The organism is Arcobacter pernae, from assembly GCF_049472135.1.
Taxonomy (GTDB): domain Bacteria; phylum Campylobacterota; class Campylobacteria; order Campylobacterales; family Arcobacteraceae; genus Arcobacter_B.
Window position 1 is genome coordinate 117,889 of record NZ_JBMOVV010000001.1, and the last position, 24,651, is coordinate 142,539.

Consider the following 24,651-nt stretch of genomic DNA (forward strand, 5'->3'; position numbering starts at 1 on the left):
GCTTTAAAGTCAATGATAAAGCTTTTTAGCTTAATAGAAAATGCACATAATATTGAGATTGATTCAAATATTCAAGCTTATAGTGTAGGAGATAGAACAGTTGAGATTGTAAATACATCAAGTCATTTACAAGAAGCGGTTGAGAATATAAAAGATGCTTCTTTAGTGGCTTTTGATAGTGAACAAAGACCTACTTTTAGAAAGGGTGAGAGTTCTCATGGTATTTCGATTATTCAACTTGCAACAAAAACAAAATGTTATATTATTCAAACAAAACAGATTAAGAATTTAAAACCACTTATTTCTATTTTGGAAAATGAAAATATTATAAAAGTTGGAAGTGGATTAAGAGGTGACAAAGAAGCACTTTTTAGACAATTTAGACTAAAATTAAGAGCTACAATTGATCTTGAAAATGTATTTAAAGCCTTGTCTTCAAAAAATCAATTAGGTGCAAAAAAAGCGGCCTTGATAATACTTGATAGAAATCTGCAAAAATCGAAAAAAATCTCTAAATCAAATTGGGAAATAAAAGATTTAAGTAGCTCTCAAATCAAATATGCAGCAGAAGATGCAACTGTAATTTTTGATGTTTTAGAAAGACTTTTAAAGGATTACCCTTTTACTTTAGAAATTATGCCAGAGTTTTTTAAAGCTAAATATGAATAATATTTCTTTTCTTAAAAATATAGATAAAGGTGTACTTTTCATGCTTTTAAGTGCTTTAATTGGAGCACTTAATGGAGCTGTTGCAAAGCTTTTATCTCAAAGTATGGATCCCATTGAAATAGTTTTTTATAGAAACTTATTAGGGGTTTTAATAATACTTTATAGTTTAAATAAAGTTAGAGTTGCTTTTGATACTTCTAAGGTTCATTTATTGATATTAAGAGGTGTCTTTGGTGCTTTAGCTATGGTTTTGTTCTTTTATACAATAGCAACAATTCCTTTAGGAGAAGCAGTCGTTTTAAATAAAACTTCACCATTTTTTGTAACAATACTTGCATATTATTTAATGAAAGAAACAATTAATCTTAGAACTTTTTTTGCATTAATTGTTGGTTTTTTAGGAATAGTATTTATAATGAAGCCTTTTGGAATTGAAGTTTCATTTGAACATATTTTAGGTGTGCTAGGTGGTTTTTTTGCAGCAGCTGCTTATGCAACAATAAAGAAAATAAAAGAGATTTATGATGCTAGACTTATAATGCTTTCTTTTATGGGAATAGGGGTTTTGATACCTTTAGGACTTTTCTTTTTTACACCATATGTTCATTTTCAAATTCATACAGACCCGATAATTTGGTCTTTGATTGTATTTATGGCTATTATATCAACTGCTTCTCAATGGTTTTTGACAAGAGCATATAGTTTAAGTAAAGCAAGTATTATAGGTGTTGTAAGTTATTCAAATATCCCTTTCGCTATTGGCTTTGGGGTTATTTTAGGAGACTCTTTACCTGATATATATACTTTTATAGGTATTTCACTTATTGTAATAGGTGGAATATTAGTAAGTAAAAAATAGAATAAATTTAAAAAAAGGATACAAATGAGATTCGCTCATACAAATATAGCTGCTAGAGATTGGAAGAGTTTAGCAGATTTTTATATAAATGTTTTTGAATGTAAAATTAAACCACCTCAAAGAGATTTAAGAGGTGAATGGCTTGATAAAGCAATAGGTATAAAAAATGCAAGACAAATGGGAGTGCATTTAACTCTGCCTGGATTTGAGAAAAATGCCCCAACATTAGAAATCTTTAGTTATGAAGAGTTTGTTGATACTAACCCTATTATGGCAAATCATATTGGGTTTACGCATATTGCATTTGAAGTAGAAGATGTTGATGCAACTATGCAAAAAGCTTTAGATAATGGAGCTACAAAATTAGGTGAAGTTATTGAAAACAAAATTGAAGGTGTTGGAATGTTAAAGTTTACATACCTAAGAGATATTGAAGGAAATATTATAGAAATTCAATCTTGGAATTAATTTTATTTAGAAGCTATTATTTCATTGTTTGGAATAATAGGTTCTACAACACTATATAAAAATCTATTTTCATTAAATACTGTTTTTGAGATAATTGCTACAAGTTTTCCATCTTGAAAAACCCCACCACCACTATTTGATGGAATTGCCAAACAATTACTTCTTATTTCTACTTTTTTTTCTATATCAGCTAAATCAAATGTGATATTTAATCCAGCAGGAGTATTTTTTGCTTCATAAAATGCACACTCTTTCTCTTTTAGTAAAGTATTATAAAACATACCTTCTTTAGACATTGAGTAGTATTTAAAAATACCTTTTTTATTTAAATTTAGTCTAGCTATTTTTAAATCTGAATTTTTATTTGTTTCTAAATAGTTTAAATCAAATTGTAAGTTTTTTGAATCTTTTATATTGCAATGTTTTGCAGTATATATTTTGTTGTTTGCGTGAACACCATTACAGTTTTTAAACTTCTTAAAGTAGTTATAGTCTTTGTTTTTTAGGGGATTGTCACTATTTAGATTTATATATTTTGGAATATCAGTTAAACTATTTTTTGGGTATATATATTTAGGTATTAAGTTTTTTATATTTCTATCAAGCATAGAAATATTATCATTCATTGCTTCTACAGTGAAATCTGGGTCTGGATTTTGTATCAAAATAGTTTTAAATTTTATCAAACAACTTTTTGTTGATTTTAAATACAGATATGATAATCGGATATTATCACTAAACTGTTTGGCTTTATTGTATTTATCAACACAATCATCCCATGTAAAAGCATAAATATAATTGCAACTTAAAAATAAAACGCAAATTATTAAATATAACTTTTTCATAATATTAAGTATACTCTTTTTAAATAAAAAAACAAATAGGACAATAAAAGTCTTATATTAAGGAAGATATATGAAAGTTAATATTCCATCTTTAGGTGAAATAGAAATAAAGAATATCGTTTTTGATTACAATGGTACAATTGCAATTGATGGAAAAGTAATAGAAAATGTAAAAGAGACAATAAATGAACTTTCAAAAGACTTTAATTTTTATGTTATAACTGCTGATACATATGGAAGTGTTCAAAGAGAACTTGAAGGTACAAAATGTGAAGTTATAAAAATTCCAAAAGATACACAAGATAAAAGTAAACTAGATTTTATAAAAAAACTTGGTGAGAAAAATACTTTAAGTGTAGGAAATGGAAGAAATGATACTTTAATGTTAAAACATAGCATTTTGGGGATTGCTATTCTCCAAAATGAGGGCTTATGTACACAAACACTCTTACATTCAGATATTTTAGTGAAGTCAATTTTTGATGTTTTTGCTTATTTAAAAGATGAAAAAAGGTTGATCGCTACACTAAGAAATTAGAAACATAACTAATTACTATTTTATTGCTACAATCCTTTTATATAATTTTCAAGTGTTATATAAAAGGTGAAGTTTTAACTTCTAATCATTAATAATAAACTATAAAGAAAGTCACATGTTATTTGAAAAAAATTTTAAACTTGAAAAATTAGAAGTAGAAAAAGATATAGTTATAAACTTTAGGCACAATGATAATTATGGAAAAAAACCTTTAATTTTACTTCATGGTTTTCCTCAAACTCATGTGATGTGGCATCATATTGCAAATGAACTTAATCTTAATTATCATATTGTATGTCCTGATTTAAGAGGTTATGGCGATAGTTCAAAACCAAGTTCTAAAGATGTTAAACATGTACTTTATAGTAAAAAAAACATGAGTAAAGATATTATAACATTGATGAAGCACTTAGGATATGATAAGTTCTTTGCTGCTGGACATGACAGAGGTGCAAGGGTTTTACATAGAATGATAAAAGATTATCCTTCTATGATTGAAAAGGCTTGTGTTCTTGATATTGTTCCAACTTATCATATGTTTAAAAATACTAATCAAAGTTTTGCTACTGGGTATTATCATTGGTATTTCTTAATTCAACCAAATGATTTACCTGAAAATATGATAGGTGGAAATCCTAAATACTATTTAATGGAAAAACTTTTCAGATGGAGTTCAAATAACTCAACTTTCAAAAAAGAAGCAGTTGATGAGTATATAAGATGCTTTAAAACTTATGAAGATATACATGCAACTTGTGAAGATTATAGAGCTGCTGCAACTATTGATTTAGAAGATGATGAAAAAGATTTATCTGTTAAAATTGATGTACCTTTATTAGTTTTATGGGGAGAGCAAGGCTTTATAGAAAAGACTTATGATGTTTTAGATGTATGGAAACAGTATGCTTCAAATGTTGAAGGCAAGAGTTTAGATTGTGGACATTTCTTAGCAGAAGAGTCATCTCCTCAAGTAATAGAAGAGTTTAGAAACTTTTTTAAATAGAGTTTTTTGAAAATATGTTAAAATCCAAATTAAAAAGATTTGCATGTTTAAAACAAATGATTACTGGGAAGAAGAGTTTTTAGAATTAAAAGAAGATAAGTTTCATAAAATATATTTTGATAATTGTACTTTTATAAAGTGTGATTTTACTAAAAGTATGATTTATGGATGTAAGTTTACAGAGTGTTCATTTATAAATTGTGATTTATCTTTAAGTACCTTAAAATCATCTACTTTTAATGATGTGATTTTTGAAAAATCAAAGCTTATTGGTATCTCATGGAGTTCATGTGATGAGCCTTTTGATGTTTCTTTTCAATCATGCAATATCTCTCAAAACTCTTTTCATATGTTAGATTTAAGAAGTATGAAGTTTAAAGAGACTCTTATAAAAGATAGTGGATTTGAAGAGTGTAATCTTGAAAGAGCTGTATTTGATGATTGCGATTTAGAACTTACAACTTTTTATAAAAACAATTTAAAAAAAGCAAACTTTGAAACATCAAGAAACTATTTGATTGACCCAAAACAAAATGATATAGAAAATGCAGTATTTTCACTTCCTGAAGCTTTGAGCTTTTTATCTTTGCTTCCTATTAAAATCAAATAGCTTCTAAAATAATTTATTTTTTGTATACTAATTTATAGTTTCTAAATAGATTTATATTTTCTATTAAAAGTAGGGCTATAATTCCCATAATCCAATATAAAAACCATAAAGAAATCATTCCTTCAAAACTACCTTCACTTATATAGTCAACCACTTGAAATATTAGAAAAAATATAACAGCTGATTTAAAAGATAAGTTGCTATTTTTATTAAAATCAATTGTCTCATAAGTTTTTAGTTTAATTTTGAAAAATAAATAAACTAATACTAAAGGTATTATGGCACATATAAAAAGATATTCTTTTTTGATTATTTCTAAGGTTTTGCTTTCTCCAAATATAAATAGATATGTGCAGATTATGGCAATAAGTGTTATTGGAAATATTATTTTTGGTTTGTTCAAGTTAGGATTCCTATTTTTTAATGGATTTTATCTAAATAGAAATTAATTTTAAAAGAGGTCTTAATGACCTCTTCCAAGCATTTCAGTTGCTTCTGTAATAATCAAAAAACCTTGAGGGTCATTTTGTTTTACCATTTGTCTTAAAGCTTGAAGTTTACCAACTTCAACAACTAATAGAATCATTCTTTTTTCTTGGCCCTCATATAACCCATCACCTGAGATGATAGTTCCTTCAGGTCCTAATTCATCAGTAATAATTTTTCTTAACTTTTCCGTCTCATTTGTAACTAGATATACAACCTTTTTATTTAATCTACCTGTTAAAATTGTATCAATTATCTTTGTAGTAACATAAATACTTACGATACTATAAAGAACTCTTGATGAATCATCAAAGATTAGTAAAGAAGAAAAGATTATAAGTGAGTCAATTACTAAAATAACAGTTGAAGGTTTTATTTCACTTTTTGAAGCAACTATTCTAGCAATAATAGTCGAACCTCCGGCACTAGCATTTGCTTTTATTACTAAAGCAAGACCTATACCGATTAAGATTCCTCCAAATATTGAACCTAATACAGGGTCTATTACAAAAGCTTTCAAATTTATGATTTTATCAAGAAAATCAATAAACAAAGAAATAATTGCAATTGTAAAAATAGTTTTGAATGCAAAAACTTTTCCTAAATATTTCCATCCCACAATTAATAAAGGTAGATTAACTGCAACTAGTAATGTACCAATACTAAGTGGTGTTATATAGTGTAAAAGAAGTGAAAGTCCAGCAGTTCCACCAGTAATAATCATATTTGGAGTAAAAAATCCAACTACACCAATAGCCAAAATAAATGAAGCTAAAGTAATTAATAAATAGTCTTTAAGCTCTTTGTTTTGTAGAAGTTTATTCATCGTATTCCTAGTTTTTTTATAATCGTAATATAGCAACTTTTATGTAATAAATAGATTACTTATATGAAATTTAAATAAAGTAAATATAAGTAATTAAAGTTAGTTATAAATTAAAAGGTTTGTAAAAGTTAAAATGCTACACTATGTAATTTTATAATTAATTAAATATTAATAGGAAATATAATGGATTTTTCTAATAAGGTTGTTATTATTACAGGAGCTTCTACTGGTATTGGTGAAGCTACAGCTAAGAAGTTAGTTTTGCAAAATGCAATTGTTTATAATCTTGATATTCTTGAAACTCAACATGAAAATATTAATTTTATTAAATGTGATGTAAGTGATTATAGTTCTGTAAAAAATTCAGTTGCTAAAGTAATGGAAATAGAAAAAAGAGTTGATTTACTTTTTGCAAATGCAGGTATTCATCTTTTTGCCAATATTGAAGAGACTTCTATAGAAGAGTTTGAAAAAGTTCTTGATGTAAATATCAAAGGTGTTTATTATATATTAAAAGAAGTAATTCCTGTGATGAAAGAGCAAAATGAAGGAAAGATTTTACTTATGGGATCAGATCAATCTTTTGTAGGAAAAGGTAAAAGTTCTGTTTATGGTCTTACAAAAGGTGCTATTGCTCAGCTTACGAAAAGTACTGCAATAGACTATGCACCTTACAACATAAAAGTAAATTGTATATGCCCTGGAACTATTGATACTCCACTTTTACATAAAGCTGTTGATAGATTTAAATCTTTAACTAGTATGCAAAATGATGAGGTTATGAAACTTTTAGAAGAAGCACAACCAATTCAGCGAATAGCAAAACCAGAAGAAGTAGCAAATATGGCTTGTTATTTATTATCAGATGAAAATAGTTTTATGACTGGTTCATTAGTTTCTGTTGATGGTGGATATACTTGTCAGTAAGAATTTAATTTAATAATAGTATAGTTATAAAATTATATTTTTAAAGGTTTTATAATGATAATAGATAAAATTAAAGTTCAAAATATAAAAGATACTGATGCTAAAAATATCTACATATTAAAACCATATAGAGAAGAAACAACTAAATCAGAATTTCTTGAAATGCTTGAAGAGCTTGATGTAACTAACTTAACAGATAATGAAAAGGATTTGTTTTTTTCCATTGTAAAAAATAAATACATCTCAGATGAAGAGATAATGAGTTTATCTTATGATCAAGTAAAAAAGATGAAAGAGCTAATTATTGAAAAAGATAAAGAGGGGGAAGAATATATCAAAGCCTCTTTGATAAGTGCAAGTTTAAAAGCCAACTCTCTAATGACTACATCTATGATAAGTGAAGATGAAACTTTTAATAAATCAGTGTTTAATATGATAAAAGATATGTCTGATGGTAAAGAAGCTGTTAAACTAATAGGTTTATTAACGGGCTCTACAAATGTAAGTGATGTAGTAGCATGGGATGAATATATTGATGATAAGAATTTTGATTTTCAAAGAATTTATGATAAAGATTTAACAAAGTTTATTGAAAATAAAATAAAATATTTTGAAGGCCAATTAGAACAAGAATTAAGCACAAGTGAACGTAAGATTTATGAAAAAGTAGTATCAACTTTTAAAACTTTAAAAGATTACCATGAAACTCAAAAAGAAGAATATACATCATCTGTAAATCAAGTAATAAAAAGAAATACTCCAAATATACTTGAATTATTAGATGTAAATAAACAAAAAAAATCAAATTAAAATTTTTTTAATAATATTTTGATAAAACATTATAAATATTAAAAAGTATAGGATAGTTATGAAAGAAAAAATTTATATGATACCTGGTCTTATGACTGATGAGAGGTTATGGAGTAGAATAAAACCTTTACTAGAAGAAAAATATGAAATAGTACATACTCCTATTCCTCATAGTGAAGACTTTGATGAGATTATTGATATATTGTTTGAGCAGTTTAAAGAAGAAAAAGTAAATCTTTTAGGCTTTTCTCTTGGAGGGTATATAGCTTCATATTTTGCAATTACTTATCCAAATAGAGTAAATAAACTTTTCACAGTAGCAGCAACTCCAGGAGCTTCAACAGAAGCAGAAATTGAGCGAAGAAAAGAGAAGTTTGTAGTAATAGAAAAAGAAGGCTTTCAAGGACTAACTTATGAAAAAGCAAAATCTTTAGTAGAAAAGCAAGAAGATGAAGAGCTTATAAAAATAATTCAAGATATGTTTTTAGATTTAGGAAAAGAGACTTTTGTATCTCAGCTTACTTCAACTTTTTATAGAAAAGATTTATTTGAGGATTTAACTCATTTAGATATTCCTATTTGGTTTTTCTACAGTAAAGATGACAGACTATTAAATCAAAACTCTATTCATAGATTAGATACAGTAGAGCATAAAATGAAAGTTATCTGTAGAGAAGGGACAAGTCATAATATTCCTTTAGAAGTTCCAGAAGATTTATGCGAACTTATTGAAAAATGGATGAAAAAATAGATAAAAGAGTATATTAAAGGAAAAAAACTCTAAAATGCCATATAGATTTAAAAGGATAATCATATATGGCATTTTCTCAATTTAACTTATCTTCTTTATTTGATAAAGCATTAGAAGATAGTAACTACAAAGAACCTACACAAATTCAAAAAGAAGTAATACCTTTAGTTTTACAAGGTCATGATGTTTTAGCTAAAGCACAAACTGGTACAGGTAAAACAGCAAGTTTTACTCTACCTATTTTAAATGATTGGGTAAATAATCCATATGAAGGAAAAGCAAAATTAAGAGTTCTTATTTTAGCTCCTACAAGAGAACTTGCTTTACAAGTTACAAGTAATTTAAATGATTTATCTAAGTATTTTAATAAAAAACCTAGGATAGTTACAATTATTGGAGGAGAAGAGATTTCACAACAGCTTTTGGATGTACAAAAAGGTTGTGATATTGTTGTAGCAACAGCTGGAAGACTTTTAGATATTTTTAGAAAAAATCAAATAAGTTTTGAAAAAATAGAGAAGTTTGTACTTGACGAAGCAGATAAAATGCTTGATTTAGGATTTACAGAAGAGTTAGAATCAATTTTAGAAAAGCTTCCACCTTTAAGACAAAACCTACTTTTCTCAGCTACATACTCAAAAAAGATTTTACAAATAGCCTCAAAAATCAGTAAAGATTATAAAGAAGTGATTTTACAAGAGAATGAAACTGTTGATTTAATAAATCAAAGAGCTATTAAGGTAAATAAAGAGAATAGGTCGGCTTTATTAAGAGAGTTGATTAAAACAAATAAATATAAAAAAGTTTTAGTATTTATGGCAAATAATAAGGCTGCTGATAATATTGCAAATAAGTTTAGAAAATATGGTTTTAATGCAGAGTCTTTTCATGGGCATTTAGACCAAGAAGAGAGAAATTATACTTTAGAAGATTTTAAAGCTAAAAAAATAAATATTCTTTTCTCATCAGATATTGCTTCAAGAGGTTTACATATAGATGATATTGATTGTGTTGTAAACTATGATTTACCAAGATCACCTGCTGATTATGTACACAGAATAGGAAGAACAGCAAGAGCCGGTAAAAGTGGTGTGGCTATTTCTTTTGTGACTTTGGATAATTATGAGCATTTTAAGTTAATACAAAAGCGTTCAAAAATAGATTTAAGGCTTGAAACTATAGAAGGATTTGAGTTAGAAGGAGAGTTTATAAAGCCAAAAGGAAAAGCACCTGTAAAAGGTAAAAGAAAGAGTAAAAAAGATAAATTAAGAGAACAACAAGGAAAAGCAAGTAATAACTAAATAAAGGAGTTGTTATGAAAGTTTTATTTAAAACTCTATTTCTTTTAATTTCATTAAATATATTAGTTTTTGCAAATAGCTCTTATAAAACTGAAGAGATAGTTTCAGGTTTAGGAGTTATTTGGGGCATGGACTTTTTAGATGAAAAAACAGCTATTTTAACTCAAAAAGATGGAAAAGTTTTTATTTTAAATTTAAAAAACAAAGAGTTAGAAGAAGTTAAAAATCCACCAAAAGTAATGTATAGAGGGCAAGGTGGTTTGCTTGATATAAAAATCTCTCCAAATTATAAAGAAGACTCTTGGATTTATTTAACTTTTGTAAAGAGTGTAAAATCCCAAGGAGTTACAACACTTGCAAGAGTTAAATTAGATGGCAATAGTTTTTTTGACTATGAAGAACTACTTGTAACAAAATCAGCTACATCAACTACAAGACATTTTGGAAGTAGAATAACTTTTGATGAAAAAGGACATCTATTCTTTTCTATTGGAGATAGAGGAGAGCGAGATAATGCTCAAAATCTTTTAAATCATGCTGGGAGCATAATTAGACTAAATTTAGATGGTACGATACCTGAAGATAATCCTTTTATAAATAAGAAAAAAGCTTTAAAAGAGATATATTCATATGGACATAGAAATCCACAAGGCATTTTCTATGATAAGAAAAAAGATATCTTATGGGCAATTGAACATGGTCCTAGAGGTGGTGATGAGGTTAATATGATTTTAAAAGGTGCAAATTATGGATGGCCTGTGATTTCATATGGAAAAGAGTATTGGTCACCAATGGCTGTTGGCGAAGGTACACATAAAAAAGGAATGCTTCAACCAAAAAAATATTATGTTCCTTCAATAGCTCCTAGTTCTTTGATTGTTTATGATGGAGATGTGTATAAAGAGCTAAAAGGTAAACTTTTAGCTGGTTCTTTAAAGCTAACACATATAAATATTTTAACTTTAAATCAAGATAACAATATAGTAAAAGAGAGTAGAGTTTTAGAAAATTTAGCACAGAGAATAAGAAATATTGTTCAATCTCCTGATGGTTTAATCTACATTTGCACAGATAGTGGTAAAATACTGCTTTTAAAACCAAAATTTTAGAAGGATTTTTATTGGAAGATTTAATTGTTAGATATTTTCACTTTATTGGAATTATATTTTTAACTGGTACTTTAACTTATCAACATTTACTTTTAAGAGGAGATGTTACAAATGCTAATTTTAAAAATGTTTGTAGAACAGATATTTTTTATGGATTAAGTGCAGTTGTTGTTTTAGTAACAGGTCTTTTATTATGGTTAGGAGTTGGTAAAGAAGCAAGTTTTTATAGTTCAAATCCACTTTTTCATGTAAAACTTACTATGTTTGTACTGATGGCTTTATTTTCTATTGTACCAACTATGTATTATCTTAAAAACAAAAATACAAGTGATGAAATAGTTGTTGTTCCTAAGAAAATTATTATGTTTCAAAGGGTTCAACTACTATTTTTAATTTTAATACCTATGGTTGCAGTTTTAGTTGCAGCTGGAAAAGCTATTAACTAGATTTAGTATTTAGCTAATATTTCAATTAAATGGAATCCAAACTGAGTTTTTATAGGACCTTGGATTCTATTTATTTGAGCATCTTTTGCAAAAATTACATTATCAAAATCTCTTACCATTTCGCCTTTACTAAACGTACCTAAATTACCACCTCTTTTTCCTGATGGACATTTTGAGAATTTTTTTGCTGCTTTTTCAAATGTAATATCATTTGAGATTATCTCTTTTTTTAATTTTTTAGCTAATTTATCTGTGTTTACTAAAATATGTCTTGCACTAGCTTTTGACATTTATTCTATCCTTTTTTAAATAGTTTCAGAATTTTAACATAAAAGTGTTAAATTTGATTTTCATTTAAGATTGAGTGGCTATACTTCGACTCTTCAATTCGCGGGATAGAGCAGCTAGGTAGCTCGTCGGGCTCATAACCCGAAGGTCACAGGTTCAAATCCTGTTCCCGCAACCAATCATTTTACTTTCAATATTTTCTATTTAATGTTATAATGCCGTTATATTTTTATAAGAGGGTGTAATTATAGAAAGTAAAAAATCAGCATTGAAAATCAAATTTTTTATAATCTTTATATTTTTGTCTTTGGTAGCTTATGTTTTTGTAAGTTATAAAGAGAGTATGAATAATAAAAAATACTTAAAAGATGTAGAGCAAGTTTATACAAATGCATACAAAAACATCTATAATCAACAAAAACAACTTGCAAATGTTATATTTTCAGGGATTTTAGAATTAACAAATTTAGATAATAGACTTAAATCTTTTGATAAAAACACTCAAGAAGAAAAAACTAAAATACAAAACTCAGTTTCTCAAATAATAAATAAGCGTTTAAAAACACTAAATAAAGACTTTCTAAAAAGTATTAAAATCATTTCTTATGAAAAAGATTTTTTTGTAGGTACTTCTTTTGTAAACAAAGAGTTTGAACTTTATAAATATGTCCAAAAAAATAGAGTTCCTATAGATACCTATGTTATTGATAATAATAGTTCAGGTTTTAGTTTTATATTTCCGATATTTGATAAAAAAAATAAATATTTAGGTTTAATTGATATTACTTTTAGTGAGCAGTTTATGACTTCATTTATCATGCACAACTACAGAGTTTTAAGTAATATAATCATAAAAGATAGTAGCTTTGATAAAGAGTTTTTAGAAAATAATAGTGTTTATAAAAAAGCCCATCATAAAGGCTTCTTACATAATAAAGAAGTTGTGATTGAACTTCAAGAGATAGCAAAACGATCTATTTATGATATTAAACCTTCTGAAAATACATCAAAAACTATATATGAACAAGCTAATAGTAAAAAGACAAATACAATGTTTTTAGATAGTGATGATGTTATTATCACTACAATTCCTGTATTTAATCATATAAAAAAAGAACAGTTAGCTTTTATTGCCATAATAAGTCAAGGACATGAATTAAGAGCATTAAATGAAAGCTATAAAACTATAAAAATTCTGGTTATAGTATTGATTGCTCTTACTGTATTAACTTTTTATCAACAAAACCTTAAAAGAGTTATTCAAAAAGAGAGTTTTAAGAAGATTATGGAAAAAGATAAACAACTTTTAGAACAATCAAAAATGGCTCAAATGGGTGAAATGATAGGAAATATTGCCCATCAATGGAGACAACCTTTAAGTGCAATTTCTACAGTATCTAGTGGTATAAAACTAAATCAAGAGTTAGGTATGTTAAAAGATGAGGATATTCCTAAAAGTATGGATACAATCGTTTACAATTGTAAATATTTATCAGAAACAATAGATACTTTCCAAGATTTTATAAAAGAGAAAAAAGTTAAAGATAATGTATTAATTCAAGAAAGAATTGATGAGAGTATTAAAATTGTCTCAGCTACATTAAAAAATAATCATATTGAAATAATAAAAAATATAGATTACGACAAAGAAGTTCACTCAAAGATTGTAGGGCAAGAACTATCTCAGGTTATTATCAATATCTTAAATAATGCAAAAGACGCAATAGTTCAAAGAAAAATTGAAAATACGAGATTTATAAAAATCGATTTAGTAGAAAAAGAGAATATTGTTCAAATTATGATTGAAGATGGAGCAGGGGGAATTACTCCTGAGAATATAGTAAAAGTATTTGACCCTTATTTTACAACAAAACATAAATTTAAAGGAACAGGTTTAGGTTTATATATGAGTAAAACAATAGTTGAAAAACATTTTAAAGGTGAACTTACTGTAAGAAATGGTAAAGAAGGAGCAATTTTTACTATTTCTTTACCAAAGGTTTAGACTAAAGAGATTGTTTCTTTTTAAGAAGATTATTTCTAATAAGTTTCATTCTCGTTTTAGCTACTTCTCTCATATCTATATTTTTATCATGCTCATCTACAATTTCTATTCCTAATAGAGTTTCAATAGCATCTTCAAGTGTTACTACACCTTCAGTTTGACCATAGTTATCAACTACTAAAAATAGTTGTTCTTTTCTAGATAAAAATAGGTCTAAAAGTTTTGAAATAGGAATGTTTTCATTTACTTTGAATATTGGTTTGATGATTTTACTTTTATCTTTCATATTATTTTCAACATACTCATGAAAATACTCTTTTGAGAAAATCATACCTACAATATTGTCTATATTTGATGAGTATACAGGTATTCTTGAATACTCTTTTAATTTAGCAAAATCAAGATTTTGTTCTGTATCTTGAAAACTTTCAATAACTTCATCTTCATCAAAAGCTACCATAACACTTCTTGGCGTATGAATATCTTTTACTTTTATATCTTCTAAGTTTAAAAGGTTTTCAATAATATCACTATCTTTATTTTTGATAATACCATTTTCTTGAGCTATATTAGCTGCTGCATTTATTTCTTCTTTTGTAATCTTATCTCTTTTTTCTTTTGGAGTTATAAGGTTAGTAATTTTATTCATAATAATTAATAAAGGATAAGTAAGAACCACTAAAACTTTAATAATTCTACTACAAATTCCACTTAATGATTTCCAATAATAAGCACCTAAAGTCTTAGGAATAATTTCTGAGAAAACTAAAATAAGTATAGTTAAAATTGCAGAAATATAAAACATATACTCTTCACCAAAAATTTTTACAGCTTGAGCACCCACTCCTGCAGCACCTAATGTATGCGCAAAAGTATTTAAAGTTAAAATTGCACCAATAGATAAATCAATATTATCTTTTTGATGTTGCATAAGGCTACCTAGGGTAGCATTTTTGTTTTTTACTATTTCAATATGAGCTTGGGTTATTGATAATAAAACAGCTTCAAGAATAGAACATAAAAAAGATATACCTACTGCTACTAGGAAATATATCAACATTAACATTTATTATTACCTTGTTATTTAATTTTTGTTATTTTATCATCTTTTATATCTATTTTGACAAAAAAAATATAAAAAGATACAATATCCAAATTTTTCAAAGGATATGAATGAAAGACGAAGACGTAAAGAAAGAGTTTGCCAAAGTTATTAGAAATGCTAAAATAACTGCTGCACTATTTTTTATCTTATTTACTCCTAGTTTAGTTATAACTGTAAAAGAGAAAACTGAGATGTTTGGATTATCAAAGGATATTTGGTTAAACGCATCAATAGCAGGATTTGTAATCTATCTTGGTTTTGTATTTTTAATGTGGAAATGTCCCAAATGTGGTAAATATCCTGGAAGAGGATGGTTTAGAAAGAACTGTCAAAACTGTGGAGTTGAATTAAACTAAAAGCTAAGCTTTAAAGCTTAGCTTTTTTTATATCTATATATCTTAATTTAAATTTTTTGGTGTACATTTTTTAGAAATTATGCATAGTGGACAGAAATCTACAAGTCCAACAATTAGAGGAATAACTCCTAAATAAAACCAAGCAATACCTGTAAAAAAACCTACTGCTATAAGTACTAATCCTATAATAATTCTAAATGGTCTACAAAATGCTCTGAATTTATCAAACTTATTCATTATAAATCCTTTTTATTTTAATACTATAATTATAACTTATATAACTTAGTTTAAATTTAATAAGATTTATTTATACTTATGATAAAAATAGGATTTACTTATATTATGTTTTTATAGTCTTTAGTAATCAATCTTTTTTGATACATTAATTTCGTCTAAATTGATATTAGATTGATATACTAAAACTTCAACTCCTAGTTTTCTAGCATTTTCAAATGCTTCAAAATATTTAGGGTCAATTTGTTTTGCTATTTCAAAACCTAAATTATCTGTTCTTTGAATTATATAAAGCATTACAGCTCGATGACCTTCTTTTACCATATCTATTAATTCATTTAAGTGTTTTGTTCCTCTTGTTGTTACTGCATCAGGAAATGCTAGAGTATTATCAAGTTTTAAACTTACACTTTTTATTTCTACATAACATTTCTTATCACCATTTTCATTACTTAAAAGAATATCTATTCTACTATTTTGCCCATATTTTTGTTCAGGTTTTAAAGTGTCATATCCTTGAAGCTCTTTTATAGTTTTATTTTCAATTGCTTCAATTGCAATCTTATTTGCTACTCCTGTATTCGTACAAATAAGATTCTCACCCATTTTTGTAAGTTCTAAAGTATATTTTAGTTTTCTTTTTGGATTATCATGATGTGTAACCCATACAGAACAATTCTCTTCTATACATGATGTCATAGCTCCACTATTTGGAACATGAGCAGTTATTTCTTCTCCATTATCTAAAATAATATCAGCAAGAAATCTTTTATATCTTTTTATTAGTTTACCTTTATAAAGTTTTTCAAATTTCATTACATACCTTTTCATTTATTTGTCTTATCATACTAAACTTAACTTTTTTTTCGTTAAAGTAAAAAACATTATGTTATTATAAATAAAAATAATAGAGTATAACAGCATGCTAGATATTTCACAAAGACTTGAAAAACTACCAATTTTACCCGATAAAGTAAATATCCTTTTAGATATAAAAAATAGCAAAAACTATGATTCTAAAAAATTATCACAATTAATTGAATATGACTCAATACTTTCAACAAGAGTTTTACAATTGGCTAATTCTGAACATTTTGGTTTTCCAAACAGAATTTATAGTGCAACTCAAGCTTCAAGTTTATTTGGTATGAACTTTACTATTGGGGTTTGTGTTTCTGAATTAGTATTAAACTCACTAAGATTTAATTTGAAGCCTTATGGTATTCAAATTGGTGAATTTAATAGGTTAAATGATTTTTTATTAAAACTTATTTTTTCTATTTTAGAAGAAAAGGAAGCATCTTTAAAAGAGAGTTTGATTATTCCTTTGTTTTTAAAAGATATAGGAAAGTTTTTAATTTCTGATTACTTGATACAAAGCGGAAAAACTAATGCTTTTCAATCATCTATAAAACATAGAAATATTTATGAAACAGAAGAGAGCTTAGTGGGAATAAAATCAAATGAATTAACTGCAAAGATTTTAAGAAAATGGGGAATTACTGAACCGTTTGTTGATACGATTGATTTATTAAGTAAAGAGAATACTACAAAAGAGAGTAGAGTACTTAGTGTAATAAATAGTGTTGGAAATTTTACAAAACCTTTTGGACAAGATAATATATCTAATGCTTTAATATTATGTGAAAACTATGGTTTAAATACAACAAAACTTAAAGAGAAAGTTTTGATTTTACAAAAACAATACAACTTTTAAAAGGAAAATAGTATGGAAAATATGGAGCATATTGTTAAATTAAAAGAGATTGCAAAAGATCACACAATTTTATTTGTTGAAGATAGTAAAGCTTTACAAAAACAGATTATGAAGTTTTTAAGTAAGCTTTTTAAAGAAGTTTATGTTGCATCTGATGGACAAGAAGGCTTGATTATGTATGAAAAGAAAAAGCCTGATTTAGTTTTGACAGATTTAACCATGCCTAAGATGACAGGACATGAAATGATAAGAGAGATTAAAAAAATAAACCCTGATGTAGAGATTATTATCTTATCTGCTCATTCTGATAGTGAAACATTAATGAAATCATTTCATATTGGTGTTAGTGATTTTATTGCAAAACCGGTAAGTGCTCCAAAAATGATTGCTGTTTTTCTAAAAGTATTATCAAATTTAAAAAGAAAAGAGTACCAGTTTTTGGAGTTAGCAGGTGGAGTTAGTGAACTAAGTAAAGATGATTCAGAAATACTAAATTTCCTTTATGAAAATGGAACAAAACTTGACATTATCAACCACTATAAAGGAATACCAATTATCAATAGTGGGAAGATTATAAAAATTGAAGATGATAATATCACTCTAAGAACAACTAATATTCAGTTATTAGCTATAAAAGAAGAGGGCTTTGCGATTTTAGACTCTTCTTTAGTTAGTGAAGATATAAAATGTTCATTAGTCGAGATAAAAAATGATGATTATGAAGTTGTATTAAAAAAAGAAAAAGTTTTTTATCCTGATTCTAAACAAAGGGATGAAATAATTGTTCAACCCCATGAATCTATGAAAGCTTATATTCTAAAAGATGCTAAAACTAGAGTTGAAGTTAAAGTTTTTGGTATTTCTAAAAAAGAGTTGTTTTTAAATATAGAAAAAGATAAATTTATTTATGATAAACATGATGTTTTAAATTTAATTATCGTTTTATCTATTGATGAAAACCAAAAACCTATTGAGTATTTAAATTTAAATGCAACACTTTTTAAAATAGAAGAACAAGAAAATAACAGTGTTAATATGAGGTTTTTAATTAAAGAAGAAGATTCAAAAATTGAGTCAACTCTACAAAGATATATTTTTAAAAGAGAATCAGAACTAATAGAAGAGTTTAAAGAAAAATCACAATATTCATAGGCTTAAACATGAAAAAAATCAGAAATTTAGTAATCTTTTCAGTCTTTGTTTTAATATCAGTATTTACGTACCAAATATTAACTTACCAAAAAAAGATTTATCAAACTAATAAGAACTATTTTAATAAAACCATATTTCAAGAAGCTCAGACTCACTTTGAATATTTCAAAATATTTAGAGCTTGGAACTCGAAATATAATGGTGTTTTTGTTAAAGAAGAGGGTGGACTTCAGCCAAATAAGTATTTGGTAAATAATCAACTTTTTACAAGTGAAGGTGAAAGACTTATTAAGATAAATCCAGCATGGATGACTAAGCAAATTTCTGAAATGATGAATTCTCTTTCAAATTATAATTACAAAATTACAAGTTTAAAACCTGTAAACCCTGATAATAAAGCTTTTGGATTTGAAGTTGAGGCTTTAAATCATTTTGAAAAAAATCCAGATGTTGATTTTTATACAAAACTTGATAAAGATAAAGAAGTTTTTAATTTTATGGGAAAGCTTACAGTAAAAGAGAGTTGTTTGCAATGTCATGGGGCTCAAGGTTATGAACTTGGTCAAACAAGAGGAGGGATTAGGGTTACAATTCCTTTAAAAGTTTATGAAGAGAATATAGAGATTTTAAATGAAAACTATAAATACCAAAGAAGTTTTGTTGTTTTATTTGCAGCAGTAATTTTTCTAATTTTATATTTTATTATTGATAGAATCTATAAAAATCAAGTAAATTTAAAAGAGTTAAAAAATAAATATAAAATTCTTTATGATAGATATGATTATGCAGTTACTGGTTCAAACCTTGGTCTTTGGGATTGGAACTTAAAAACAAATGAGGTTTACTTCTCTAAAATTTGGAAAAAGATGTTAGGTTATGAAGATGATGAGCTTCCAAACTTACTTGAATCTTGGGATGATAGAGTTCATCCTGATGATAAGCAAAAAGCTGTAAATGATATAAAAGCTAATCAAGAAGGAAAAACAGAATTTTATGAAAATATTCATAGGTTAAAACATAAAGATGGCTCATGGATTTGGATTTTAGATAAAGGTAAAACAGTTTTTGATAAAAATGGAAATGCTATTAGAATGCTTGGAGTTCATGCTGATATTACAAAAATCCAAGAATTAAAACAAGAATTAACTAAATTGAAACTAGCTATTGAACACTCTCCAATTTCTATAGTTATTACAAATAAAGAGGGTTCAATTGAGTATGTAAATCCACATTTTACTCAAGTTACTGGTTATAGCTTAGAAGAAGCAATAGGAAATAACCCTCGAATATTAAAATCTGAATTAACAACAGAAGCTGAATATAAGAAACTTTGGGAAGTATTAACTTCAAAAAAGACTTGGCGAGGTACTTTTAAGAATATAAATAAAAATAAAAAAGAGTTTTGGGAGAGTGCTATAATCACTCCAATTTTAGATAACAATGATGAGATTGTAAACTATTTGGCAATTAAACAAGAGATTACTCAAGAAGTTTATTTAAAAGAGGAATTAAAAAATAAAGAAGAAATGATGATTGCTCAGTCTAGACATGCTGCAATGGGAGAGATGATTTCAATGATTGCCCATCAATGGAGACAACCAATCTCTGTTATTGCAATGGCTGCAAACAATACTTTAGCTGATATTGCTCTTGACATGGTTGATAATGATGAATTAAAAGATAATACAGAATCAATGCTTGAACAAACGAAATATTTATCACAAACAATAGAAGACTTTAGAGACTTTTTTAGACCAAATAAAGAGAAAGAGAAAACAACTTGTAAAAAGGTTTTAGATGAGTCTTTAAAGATTATGGGGAAAGCTTTAGAAAATAATGAGATTAGTTTAGAAGTTGCTGAAAATTCTGATGTTGAAGTAATGGTTTACTCACGAGAGTTACTACAAGTGTATTTAAATATTCTTAAGAATGCTAAAGAGGCTTTAGTTCAAAATAGAATTGATAATAGGTTAATTGAAGTTAAAATATTTAAAGTAAATGATAAAACTTTAAGAACTACAATTTGTGATAACGCAGGTGGTGTTCCTACAAATATTATAGGAAGACTATTTGAACCATATTTTAGTACAAAAGATGAAAAATCTGGTACAGGTCTTGGGCTTTATATGTGTAAAACTATTGTTGAAAAACATTTCAATGGAGAAATTGGAGTATTTAATGGTAAAGAAGGAGCTTGCTTTTATGTTGACTTACCTATTTCGTAGGTAGGTCATCCATAAAGTATATTGAGTTTTTACCGTGATTTTTTACATAATATAAAGCTATATCAGCTTTTTTTATAAGAGTGTCTTTCGTATCATCTTTAAAAGATGAAAGTCCTATACTTACAGTTACCTTTTTTGCTTTTTCAAAATCAAACTCATTTATTTTATTTTGAATGTTCTTTGCAACTTGAATTACACTATCTTTATCTGTTTCAGGGCAAATAATAAGAAATTCTTCTCCTCCCCATCTTCCAACTGTATCTACATTCCTAGTATATTTTTTTAAAATTGTTGCTAGTTGTATTAACACATGATCCCCAATTAAGTGGCCATAAGTATCATTTACAAGTTTAAAGTCATCAATATCTATTAAGATAATTGAAAAGTCCCTATTAAATCTTTTTGAACGGTTAATCTCTTTTTCTAACACTTCATCAAGTTTTGTTCTATTAAAAACACTAGTTAATTTATCAACTCTTGCTAAGAATTTTAATCTTTTGTTTTTTATTTTTAATTCATTTTGAACAAGTTTTAACTCTTTCATTATCTCTTCATTTCTACTTTTCTCAATTTTGAGTTTATAGCTCCAATAAAGAATAACAGTTATAATAAATAAGAAAAATATTGTACTTTGCCAAAAAAGAGTGTAGTCTTTATATTTTTCAACTTGCGAGCTAAAATATTTATTTTGAATATTATTCATAAAACTTTTTGGTAAATTATCTAGTAGTTTTTGAAAAATATCTTTTAGTATGGGTTCGTCATTTCTAAGTCCTATTGCCATTTGAAGTTTTTCATCAAGTTTTGCTGTGATTTTAATTTCATTTGCATATTGATTTCTAATTTCATAACTTATATCGGCAATACTACTAATAACACCAAAAATCTCTTCTTGTGTAACTTTTTTTAAACCATCAGCAATATTTTCAACAGCTACAAACTCTATATTTTTATATTTTTCTCTTAAGGGTTCCTCAAAAGCATAACCTGAAACGATACCTACTTTTTTATTTTTAATTTGAGTTAGGTCATTTATAAATGGTATATTTATTTTTGTAGCAAGAACTAAAGGTAGTGTCACATAATCTGATGTAAAATCTAAAAACTCTTTTCTTTTAGGTGTTGCCATGGCAAGGGACAAAATATCACAATTTCTATTTTTCATATATGAAATAGTTTCATTCCATGATTTAGTATAGATTGGTTTTATAGGGATTTCAAGTTTTTTTGAAAATACTTCATAATAATCTTTTGTAAGACCAATATGATTTTTGTTTTTATCAAATTTTTCAAAGGGTAACCAGTTTGGATCAATACATAAATTTAAGCTCTTTTTATCTTTTAAGTAGTTTTTTTCTTCTTTTGATAAGATTAAAGAGTTTGTTTTAAAAATAAATTTCTCGTAATCAATAGGAGTATTAACTTCTCCTAAAAGTTTATAAAAACTATATATCCTTTCAACTTTTTCTTGATTTATATCACCAAGTTTATCTGTTTCATAAAAAGCAAGTTTTTTAAGCTCTTTTGCTTCATAAAGAAGGGCTTTTTTTGATTTATTTTGTGTATTATATTTTTCATAGATAATGTTTACAGCTTCATTTATATTTTCAAAGGCATATTCCCATCCTTTTAAAGAAGCAATTTTAAATTTTTTAACTAACATAGGGTCTTTATTTACCAAATCTTCATGGGTAAATAAAATATCTGCATAAAAGTCAAAACCATAATCTTTTGGATCAAATATTTTACTCTCTAAGTTGTATTTATTTTTTAAGACAAAAGGTTCATTTGAAATATAAGAAGCCATAATATCTGTATTTCCATAGGCTAAATCTGATAAATTAAAAGAGTGTTTTTGAATAATCATATCATCTTCAGAAACTTTTTTTGAAAACAGCATACTTCTTAAAACAATATCATTTTTTGCATTTCCTGTAATCATGATTCTTTTATTTTTGAAATCTTGTAGTGTATTTATATTTGATTTCTTAAGAGTGAGGAGTATATCCGGAGAGGATTGAAAAATAGATGCTAGCATAACAACTTTTTTATTATGGGCTCTATCTATAATCAAAGACGATCTACTTATTCCAAAATCAGCTTTTTTTTCAAGTACTTCATCTATAACATTTTGACCATACTCTCTTTGTTTGATTTTAACATCTATATGATAGTCTTTATAGAAGCCTTTTTCTTTTGCTATATAGTATCCTGCAAATTGAAATTGGTTTTTCCATTGTAACTGTAAAACAACTTCTTGATTATTTTCTCGTATTCTTGAATTTGCAAATAGTATATTAGTTAATAAGATAATTATTGTAAGCTTTAATAGTGTAGATTTCATAGTGTCTACCTTAGAGAATATCTATTTGCCATTAAATATATTTTATAAATATAAAACCTGATATTAAAATTATTTTATCATAAAAAGATTACAAATACAAATTTTATTTCATTTTTTAGAAAATTAAATATAATACATTTATGAAAAAAGAGTTAATTAGTTCATTTGGTTATAACAAAATTGTAGAAGAGTTTAAAAGATTACTTGAAAAAGAGAAACCTTATTGGGTAAAAGAGAAGCAAATAGCAGCACAACATGGTGACAGAAGTGAAAATGCTGAATATATTAGTGCTAAAGAGCAAATCAGAAATATTGATAAAAGATTAAGATTCTTAGATAAAATCATAAATAATTCAGAAGTAATAGATACTTTTAGTCTAAATCATTCAAAAGTAAACTTTGGTTCACAAGTAAAACTTGTAGATTTAAATAGTTTAGATGAAAAAGAGTTTATTATTGTTGGAACTTACGAAACTAATCCAAGTGAAAATAAAATCTCAATAAAATCCCCTTTAGGTAAAGCTCTTTTTGGAAAAGAGTTAAATGAAGAGTTCGAATTTACAATTAACTCAGAAGTTTATGAATATGAAATTATAGATATAAAACTAGCAGATTTATCACAAGGTATAGTATGAATATAGATGAATTGAAATTGACAATTAAAAACAATCTTGATAGTAAAACAAAAGAAGTAAAAAGAGTTTTTCATGGAAGAGGGAACTTTTATGAAGCCTATAATTTCTTAACAATAGACTCTATAGATGATATTTTACTTGTAAGTTTATATGAAAATATTCCAGAAGGTTTAGAAAAAGAGTTAGAAAAACTATATTTTGAAATATCTGAAGAGTATAAGTTTAAAACTCTTTTGGTTCAAAAAAGATTTTTAAATAAATCAGAAATAAAAGTTTTACAAGGTAGTCTTCCCGTTGAGTGTTTTGCTCTTGAAAATGATTTGAAATATGTTTTAAACTTTAGTAATAGAAATATTGGACTTTTCTTTGATATGAAAAAAGGAAGAGAATTTATAGCTTCAGTTGCCCAAGATAAAAAGGTATTAAACTTATTTTCTTATACTTGTGCTTTTTCTGTAGTAGCAAGTAATGCAAAAGCATCAAAAGTTGTTAATGTAGATATGTCAAAAGGGGCTTTATCTCAAGGAAGAAAAAATCATCATATAAATGAGCTAGACACGAAAAATATCGAGTTTATGCCATATAATATCTTGAAGTCTTGGAGTAGAATAAAAAAACATGGGCCTTATGATATTATAGTTATTGATCCACCAAGCTTTCAAAAAGGAAGTTTTGCTGCAACAAAGGATTATGAAAAGATTATTAAAAAACTTAATGAGTTAGCAAATGAAGAGTGTATTGTACTTGCATGTCTAAATGCTCCAGAACTTGATGTTCAATTTTTAAAAGATATTTTTGCAAATAATGCACCAGATTTTAAATATGTTAAAAGATTAAGTAATCTTGATACTTTCCCAAGTAGTAATGAGGATAGAAGTTTAAAGAATCTTGTTTTTAAAAAGTAAGATTTTTGTCAAAAATATATACTTAATATACTCTTAT

Annotated in this window: 27 protein-coding genes and 1 tRNA gene; 20 read left to right on the forward strand and 8 right to left on the reverse strand. The window is 26.4% G+C overall.

Translation table 11 applies throughout. The features are described 5' to 3' along the window. The first annotated feature begins 12 nt into the window (after window positions 1-12). The 3 genes from ACH5BF_RS00605 to ACH5BF_RS00615 are packed head-to-tail and all read left to right on the forward strand — an operon-like array spanning window position 13 to window position 1,996. The gene (locus ACH5BF_RS00605; RefSeq protein WP_423272030.1) at window positions 13-669 is read left to right on the forward strand and encodes a 3'-5' exonuclease; all 657 of its coding nucleotides are present in this window, start codon (window positions 13-15) and stop codon (window positions 667-669) included. Further along, on the forward strand, window positions 662-1,528 hold the full coding sequence (locus ACH5BF_RS00610; protein WP_423272031.1) for a DMT family transporter: 867 nt from the start codon (window positions 662-664) through the stop codon (window positions 1,526-1,528). Before ACH5BF_RS00605 ends, ACH5BF_RS00610 begins: the two co-directional genes overlap by 8 nt. A gap of 24 nt (window positions 1,529-1,552) precedes the next feature. Beyond that, window positions 1,553-1,996: a VOC family protein gene (locus ACH5BF_RS00615; protein ID WP_423272032.1), complete on the forward strand. Its 444-nt coding sequence runs from the start codon at window positions 1,553-1,555 to the stop codon at window positions 1,994-1,996. A gap of 2 nt (window positions 1,997-1,998) precedes the next feature. On the opposite strand, the gene ACH5BF_RS00620 is transcribed toward ACH5BF_RS00615, so the two are convergent. Then, the gene (locus tag ACH5BF_RS00620) at window positions 1,999-2,841 is read right to left on the reverse strand and encodes a hypothetical protein (RefSeq protein WP_423272033.1); all 843 of its coding nucleotides are present in this window, start codon (window positions 2,839-2,841) and stop codon (window positions 1,999-2,001) included. Between the two features lie 70 nt (window positions 2,842-2,911). On the opposite strand from ACH5BF_RS00620, the gene ACH5BF_RS00625 reads away from it, so the two are divergent. The 3 genes from ACH5BF_RS00625 (at window position 2,912) to ACH5BF_RS00635 (ending at window position 4,992) form a co-directional block, all read left to right on the forward strand. Next, window positions 2,912-3,379 carry an HAD family hydrolase gene (locus ACH5BF_RS00625; protein WP_423272034.1) on the forward strand — a complete coding sequence of 156 codons (468 nt, stop codon included), beginning with the start codon at window positions 2,912-2,914 and terminating at the stop codon, window positions 3,377-3,379. Window positions 3,380-3,494: 115 nt separating this feature from the next. Next, window positions 3,495-4,382, forward strand: coding sequence for an alpha/beta fold hydrolase (locus tag ACH5BF_RS00630; protein ID WP_423272035.1), 888 nt, complete (start codon window positions 3,495-3,497; stop codon window positions 4,380-4,382). A gap of 43 nt (window positions 4,383-4,425) precedes the next feature. Continuing rightward, complete coding sequence (locus ACH5BF_RS00635; protein WP_423272036.1) at window positions 4,426-4,992, forward strand: pentapeptide repeat-containing protein; 567 nt, start codon at window positions 4,426-4,428, stop codon at window positions 4,990-4,992. Between the two features lie 13 nt (window positions 4,993-5,005). Here ACH5BF_RS00635 and ACH5BF_RS00640 read toward each other — a convergent pair whose 3' ends face one another. Together ACH5BF_RS00640 and ACH5BF_RS00645 are read right to left on the reverse strand one after the other, a co-directional pair. Further along, window positions 5,006-5,395, reverse strand: coding sequence for a hypothetical protein (locus ACH5BF_RS00640; RefSeq protein ID WP_423272037.1), 390 nt, complete (start codon window positions 5,393-5,395; stop codon window positions 5,006-5,008). A 60-nt stretch (window positions 5,396-5,455) separates the two neighbouring features. Then, window positions 5,456-6,304: a YitT family protein gene (locus ACH5BF_RS00645; protein WP_423272038.1), complete on the reverse strand. Its 849-nt coding sequence runs from the start codon at window positions 6,302-6,304 to the stop codon at window positions 5,456-5,458. Between the two features lie 183 nt (window positions 6,305-6,487). Here ACH5BF_RS00645 and ACH5BF_RS00650 point away from each other — a divergent pair, with 183 nt between their 5' ends. From ACH5BF_RS00650 to ACH5BF_RS00675, 6 genes are all read left to right on the forward strand, one after another. Next, window positions 6,488-7,231 carry an SDR family NAD(P)-dependent oxidoreductase gene (locus ACH5BF_RS00650; RefSeq protein ID WP_423272039.1) on the forward strand — a complete coding sequence of 248 codons (744 nt, stop codon included), beginning with the start codon at window positions 6,488-6,490 and terminating at the stop codon, window positions 7,229-7,231. Between the two features lie 54 nt (window positions 7,232-7,285). Next, window positions 7,286-8,041 (forward strand): hypothetical protein, encoded by a 756-nt coding sequence (locus tag ACH5BF_RS00655; RefSeq protein WP_423272040.1) that lies wholly within the window; start codon window positions 7,286-7,288, stop codon window positions 8,039-8,041. A gap of 58 nt (window positions 8,042-8,099) precedes the next feature. Further along, a complete protein-coding gene (locus tag ACH5BF_RS00660; protein WP_423272041.1) occupies window positions 8,100-8,792 on the forward strand; it encodes an alpha/beta fold hydrolase in 693 nt (230 codons plus the stop codon). A gap of 65 nt (window positions 8,793-8,857) precedes the next feature. Continuing rightward, window positions 8,858-10,093, forward strand: a complete 1,236-nt coding sequence (locus ACH5BF_RS00665; protein WP_423272042.1) for a DEAD/DEAH box helicase — start codon at window positions 8,858-8,860, stop codon at window positions 10,091-10,093. A 14-nt stretch (window positions 10,094-10,107) separates the two neighbouring features. Then, a complete protein-coding gene (locus tag ACH5BF_RS00670) occupies window positions 10,108-11,202 on the forward strand; it encodes a PQQ-dependent sugar dehydrogenase (RefSeq protein ID WP_423272043.1) in 1,095 nt (364 codons plus the stop codon). An 11-nt stretch (window positions 11,203-11,213) separates the two neighbouring features. Next, complete coding sequence (locus ACH5BF_RS00675; RefSeq protein ID WP_423272044.1) at window positions 11,214-11,648, forward strand: DUF2214 family protein; 435 nt, start codon at window positions 11,214-11,216, stop codon at window positions 11,646-11,648. Window positions 11,649-11,650: 2 nt separating this feature from the next. Here ACH5BF_RS00675 and ACH5BF_RS00680 read toward each other — a convergent pair whose 3' ends face one another. Then, window positions 11,651-11,938 carry a peptidylprolyl isomerase gene (locus tag ACH5BF_RS00680; RefSeq protein WP_423272045.1) on the reverse strand — a complete coding sequence of 96 codons (288 nt, stop codon included), beginning with the start codon at window positions 11,936-11,938 and terminating at the stop codon, window positions 11,651-11,653. Between the two features lie 99 nt (window positions 11,939-12,037). Between ACH5BF_RS00680 and ACH5BF_RS00685 the strand changes: the two genes are divergently transcribed. Beyond that, a tRNA-Met gene (locus tag ACH5BF_RS00685) sits at window positions 12,038-12,114 on the forward strand. Between the two features lie 165 nt (window positions 12,115-12,279). Continuing rightward, on the forward strand, window positions 12,280-13,941 hold the full coding sequence (locus ACH5BF_RS00690; RefSeq protein WP_423272046.1) for a sensor histidine kinase: 1,662 nt from the start codon (window positions 12,280-12,282) through the stop codon (window positions 13,939-13,941). Between the two features lies 1 nt (window position 13,942). Here ACH5BF_RS00690 and ACH5BF_RS00695 read toward each other — a convergent pair whose 3' ends face one another. Next, complete coding sequence (locus ACH5BF_RS00695; protein ID WP_423272047.1) at window positions 13,943-15,007, reverse strand: CNNM domain-containing protein; 1,065 nt, start codon at window positions 15,005-15,007, stop codon at window positions 13,943-13,945. A 107-nt stretch (window positions 15,008-15,114) separates the two neighbouring features. On the opposite strand from ACH5BF_RS00695, the gene ACH5BF_RS00700 reads away from it, so the two are divergent. Continuing rightward, window positions 15,115-15,402: a hypothetical protein gene (locus ACH5BF_RS00700; protein ID WP_423272048.1), complete on the forward strand. Its 288-nt coding sequence runs from the start codon at window positions 15,115-15,117 to the stop codon at window positions 15,400-15,402. Between the two features lie 42 nt (window positions 15,403-15,444). Here ACH5BF_RS00700 and ACH5BF_RS00705 read toward each other — a convergent pair whose 3' ends face one another. Both ACH5BF_RS00705 and sfsA read right to left on the reverse strand, forming a co-directional pair. Next, window positions 15,445-15,639 carry a YgaP family membrane protein gene (locus tag ACH5BF_RS00705; protein WP_423272049.1) on the reverse strand — a complete coding sequence of 65 codons (195 nt, stop codon included), beginning with the start codon at window positions 15,637-15,639 and terminating at the stop codon, window positions 15,445-15,447. Window positions 15,640-15,759: 120 nt separating this feature from the next. Next, on the reverse strand, window positions 15,760-16,452 hold the full coding sequence (gene sfsA / locus ACH5BF_RS00710; protein WP_423272050.1) for a DNA/RNA nuclease SfsA: 693 nt from the start codon (window positions 16,450-16,452) through the stop codon (window positions 15,760-15,762). 106 nt (window positions 16,453-16,558) lie between these two features. On the opposite strand from sfsA, the gene ACH5BF_RS00715 reads away from it, so the two are divergent. The 3 genes from ACH5BF_RS00715 to ACH5BF_RS00725 are packed head-to-tail and all read left to right on the forward strand — an operon-like array spanning window position 16,559 to window position 20,730. Next, on the forward strand, window positions 16,559-17,353 hold the full coding sequence (locus ACH5BF_RS00715; protein ID WP_423272051.1) for an HDOD domain-containing protein: 795 nt from the start codon (window positions 16,559-16,561) through the stop codon (window positions 17,351-17,353). A 12-nt stretch (window positions 17,354-17,365) separates the two neighbouring features. Then, window positions 17,366-18,505, forward strand: a complete 1,140-nt coding sequence (locus ACH5BF_RS00720; protein ID WP_423272052.1) for a response regulator transcription factor — start codon at window positions 17,366-17,368, stop codon at window positions 18,503-18,505. Window positions 18,506-18,513: 8 nt separating this feature from the next. After that, a complete protein-coding gene (locus tag ACH5BF_RS00725) occupies window positions 18,514-20,730 on the forward strand; it encodes a PAS domain S-box protein (protein ID WP_423272053.1) in 2,217 nt (738 codons plus the stop codon). Here ACH5BF_RS00725 and ACH5BF_RS00730 read toward each other — a convergent pair. Continuing rightward, window positions 20,720-23,074 carry a diguanylate cyclase gene (locus tag ACH5BF_RS00730; RefSeq protein ID WP_423272054.1) on the reverse strand — a complete coding sequence of 785 codons (2,355 nt, stop codon included), beginning with the start codon at window positions 23,072-23,074 and terminating at the stop codon, window positions 20,720-20,722. The two genes, ACH5BF_RS00725 and ACH5BF_RS00730, sit on opposite strands and share 11 nt — an antisense overlap. A gap of 140 nt (window positions 23,075-23,214) precedes the next feature. On the opposite strand from ACH5BF_RS00730, the gene ACH5BF_RS00735 reads away from it, so the two are divergent. Both ACH5BF_RS00735 and ACH5BF_RS00740 read left to right on the forward strand, forming a co-directional pair. Beyond that, entirely contained in the window at window positions 23,215-23,709 is a 495-nt protein-coding gene (locus ACH5BF_RS00735; protein WP_423272055.1) for a GreA/GreB family elongation factor, read from the forward strand. Then, window positions 23,706-24,614: a class I SAM-dependent methyltransferase gene (locus ACH5BF_RS00740; protein ID WP_423272056.1), complete on the forward strand. Its 909-nt coding sequence runs from the start codon at window positions 23,706-23,708 to the stop codon at window positions 24,612-24,614. Before ACH5BF_RS00735 ends, ACH5BF_RS00740 begins: the two co-directional genes overlap by 4 nt. The last annotated feature ends 37 nt before the right edge of the window (window positions 24,615-24,651 follow it).

Bases quoted from the DNA above. Each gene is read 5' to 3' on its own strand.
- ACH5BF_RS00605 (WP_423272030.1), top strand. From the start codon at position 13: ATGATAAAGCTTTTTAGCTTAATAGAAAATGCACATAATATTGAGATT.
- ACH5BF_RS00610 (WP_423272031.1), top strand. From the start codon at position 662: ATGAATAATATTTCTTTTCTTAAAAATATAGATAAAGGTGTACTTTTC.
- ACH5BF_RS00615 (WP_423272032.1), top strand. From the start codon at position 1,553: ATGAGATTCGCTCATACAAATATAGCTGCTAGAGATTGGAAGAGTTTA.
- ACH5BF_RS00620 (WP_423272033.1), bottom strand. From the start codon at position 2,841: ATGAAAAAGTTATATTTAATAATTTGCGTTTTATTTTTAAGTTGCAAT.
- ACH5BF_RS00625 (WP_423272034.1), top strand. From the start codon at position 2,912: ATGAAAGTTAATATTCCATCTTTAGGTGAAATAGAAATAAAGAATATC.
- ACH5BF_RS00630 (WP_423272035.1), top strand. From the start codon at position 3,495: ATGTTATTTGAAAAAAATTTTAAACTTGAAAAATTAGAAGTAGAAAAA.
- ACH5BF_RS00635 (WP_423272036.1), top strand. From the start codon at position 4,426: ATGTTTAAAACAAATGATTACTGGGAAGAAGAGTTTTTAGAATTAAAA.
- ACH5BF_RS00645 (WP_423272038.1), bottom strand. From the start codon at position 6,304: ATGAATAAACTTCTACAAAACAAAGAGCTTAAAGACTATTTATTAATT.
- ACH5BF_RS00650 (WP_423272039.1), top strand. From the start codon at position 6,488: ATGGATTTTTCTAATAAGGTTGTTATTATTACAGGAGCTTCTACTGGT.
- ACH5BF_RS00655 (WP_423272040.1), top strand. From the start codon at position 7,286: ATGATAATAGATAAAATTAAAGTTCAAAATATAAAAGATACTGATGCT.
- ACH5BF_RS00660 (WP_423272041.1), top strand. From the start codon at position 8,100: ATGAAAGAAAAAATTTATATGATACCTGGTCTTATGACTGATGAGAGG.
- ACH5BF_RS00665 (WP_423272042.1), top strand. From the start codon at position 8,858: ATGGCATTTTCTCAATTTAACTTATCTTCTTTATTTGATAAAGCATTA.
- ACH5BF_RS00670 (WP_423272043.1), top strand. From the start codon at position 10,108: ATGAAAGTTTTATTTAAAACTCTATTTCTTTTAATTTCATTAAATATA.
- ACH5BF_RS00680 (WP_423272045.1), bottom strand. From the start codon at position 11,938: ATGTCAAAAGCTAGTGCAAGACATATTTTAGTAAACACAGATAAATTA.
- ACH5BF_RS00690 (WP_423272046.1), top strand. From the start codon at position 12,280: ATGAATAATAAAAAATACTTAAAAGATGTAGAGCAAGTTTATACAAAT.
- ACH5BF_RS00695 (WP_423272047.1), bottom strand. From the start codon at position 15,007: ATGTTAATGTTGATATATTTCCTAGTAGCAGTAGGTATATCTTTTTTA.
- ACH5BF_RS00700 (WP_423272048.1), top strand. From the start codon at position 15,115: ATGAAAGACGAAGACGTAAAGAAAGAGTTTGCCAAAGTTATTAGAAAT.
- ACH5BF_RS00705 (WP_423272049.1), bottom strand. From the start codon at position 15,639: ATGAATAAGTTTGATAAATTCAGAGCATTTTGTAGACCATTTAGAATT.
- sfsA (WP_423272050.1), bottom strand. From the start codon at position 16,452: ATGAAATTTGAAAAACTTTATAAAGGTAAACTAATAAAAAGATATAAA.
- ACH5BF_RS00715 (WP_423272051.1), top strand. From the start codon at position 16,559: ATGCTAGATATTTCACAAAGACTTGAAAAACTACCAATTTTACCCGAT.
- ACH5BF_RS00720 (WP_423272052.1), top strand. From the start codon at position 17,366: ATGGAAAATATGGAGCATATTGTTAAATTAAAAGAGATTGCAAAAGAT.
- ACH5BF_RS00725 (WP_423272053.1), top strand. From the start codon at position 18,514: ATGAAAAAAATCAGAAATTTAGTAATCTTTTCAGTCTTTGTTTTAATA.
- ACH5BF_RS00730 (WP_423272054.1), bottom strand. From the start codon at position 23,074: ATGAAATCTACACTATTAAAGCTTACAATAATTATCTTATTAACTAAT.
- ACH5BF_RS00735 (WP_423272055.1), top strand. From the start codon at position 23,215: ATGAAAAAAGAGTTAATTAGTTCATTTGGTTATAACAAAATTGTAGAA.
- ACH5BF_RS00740 (WP_423272056.1), top strand. From the start codon at position 23,706: ATGAATATAGATGAATTGAAATTGACAATTAAAAACAATCTTGATAGT.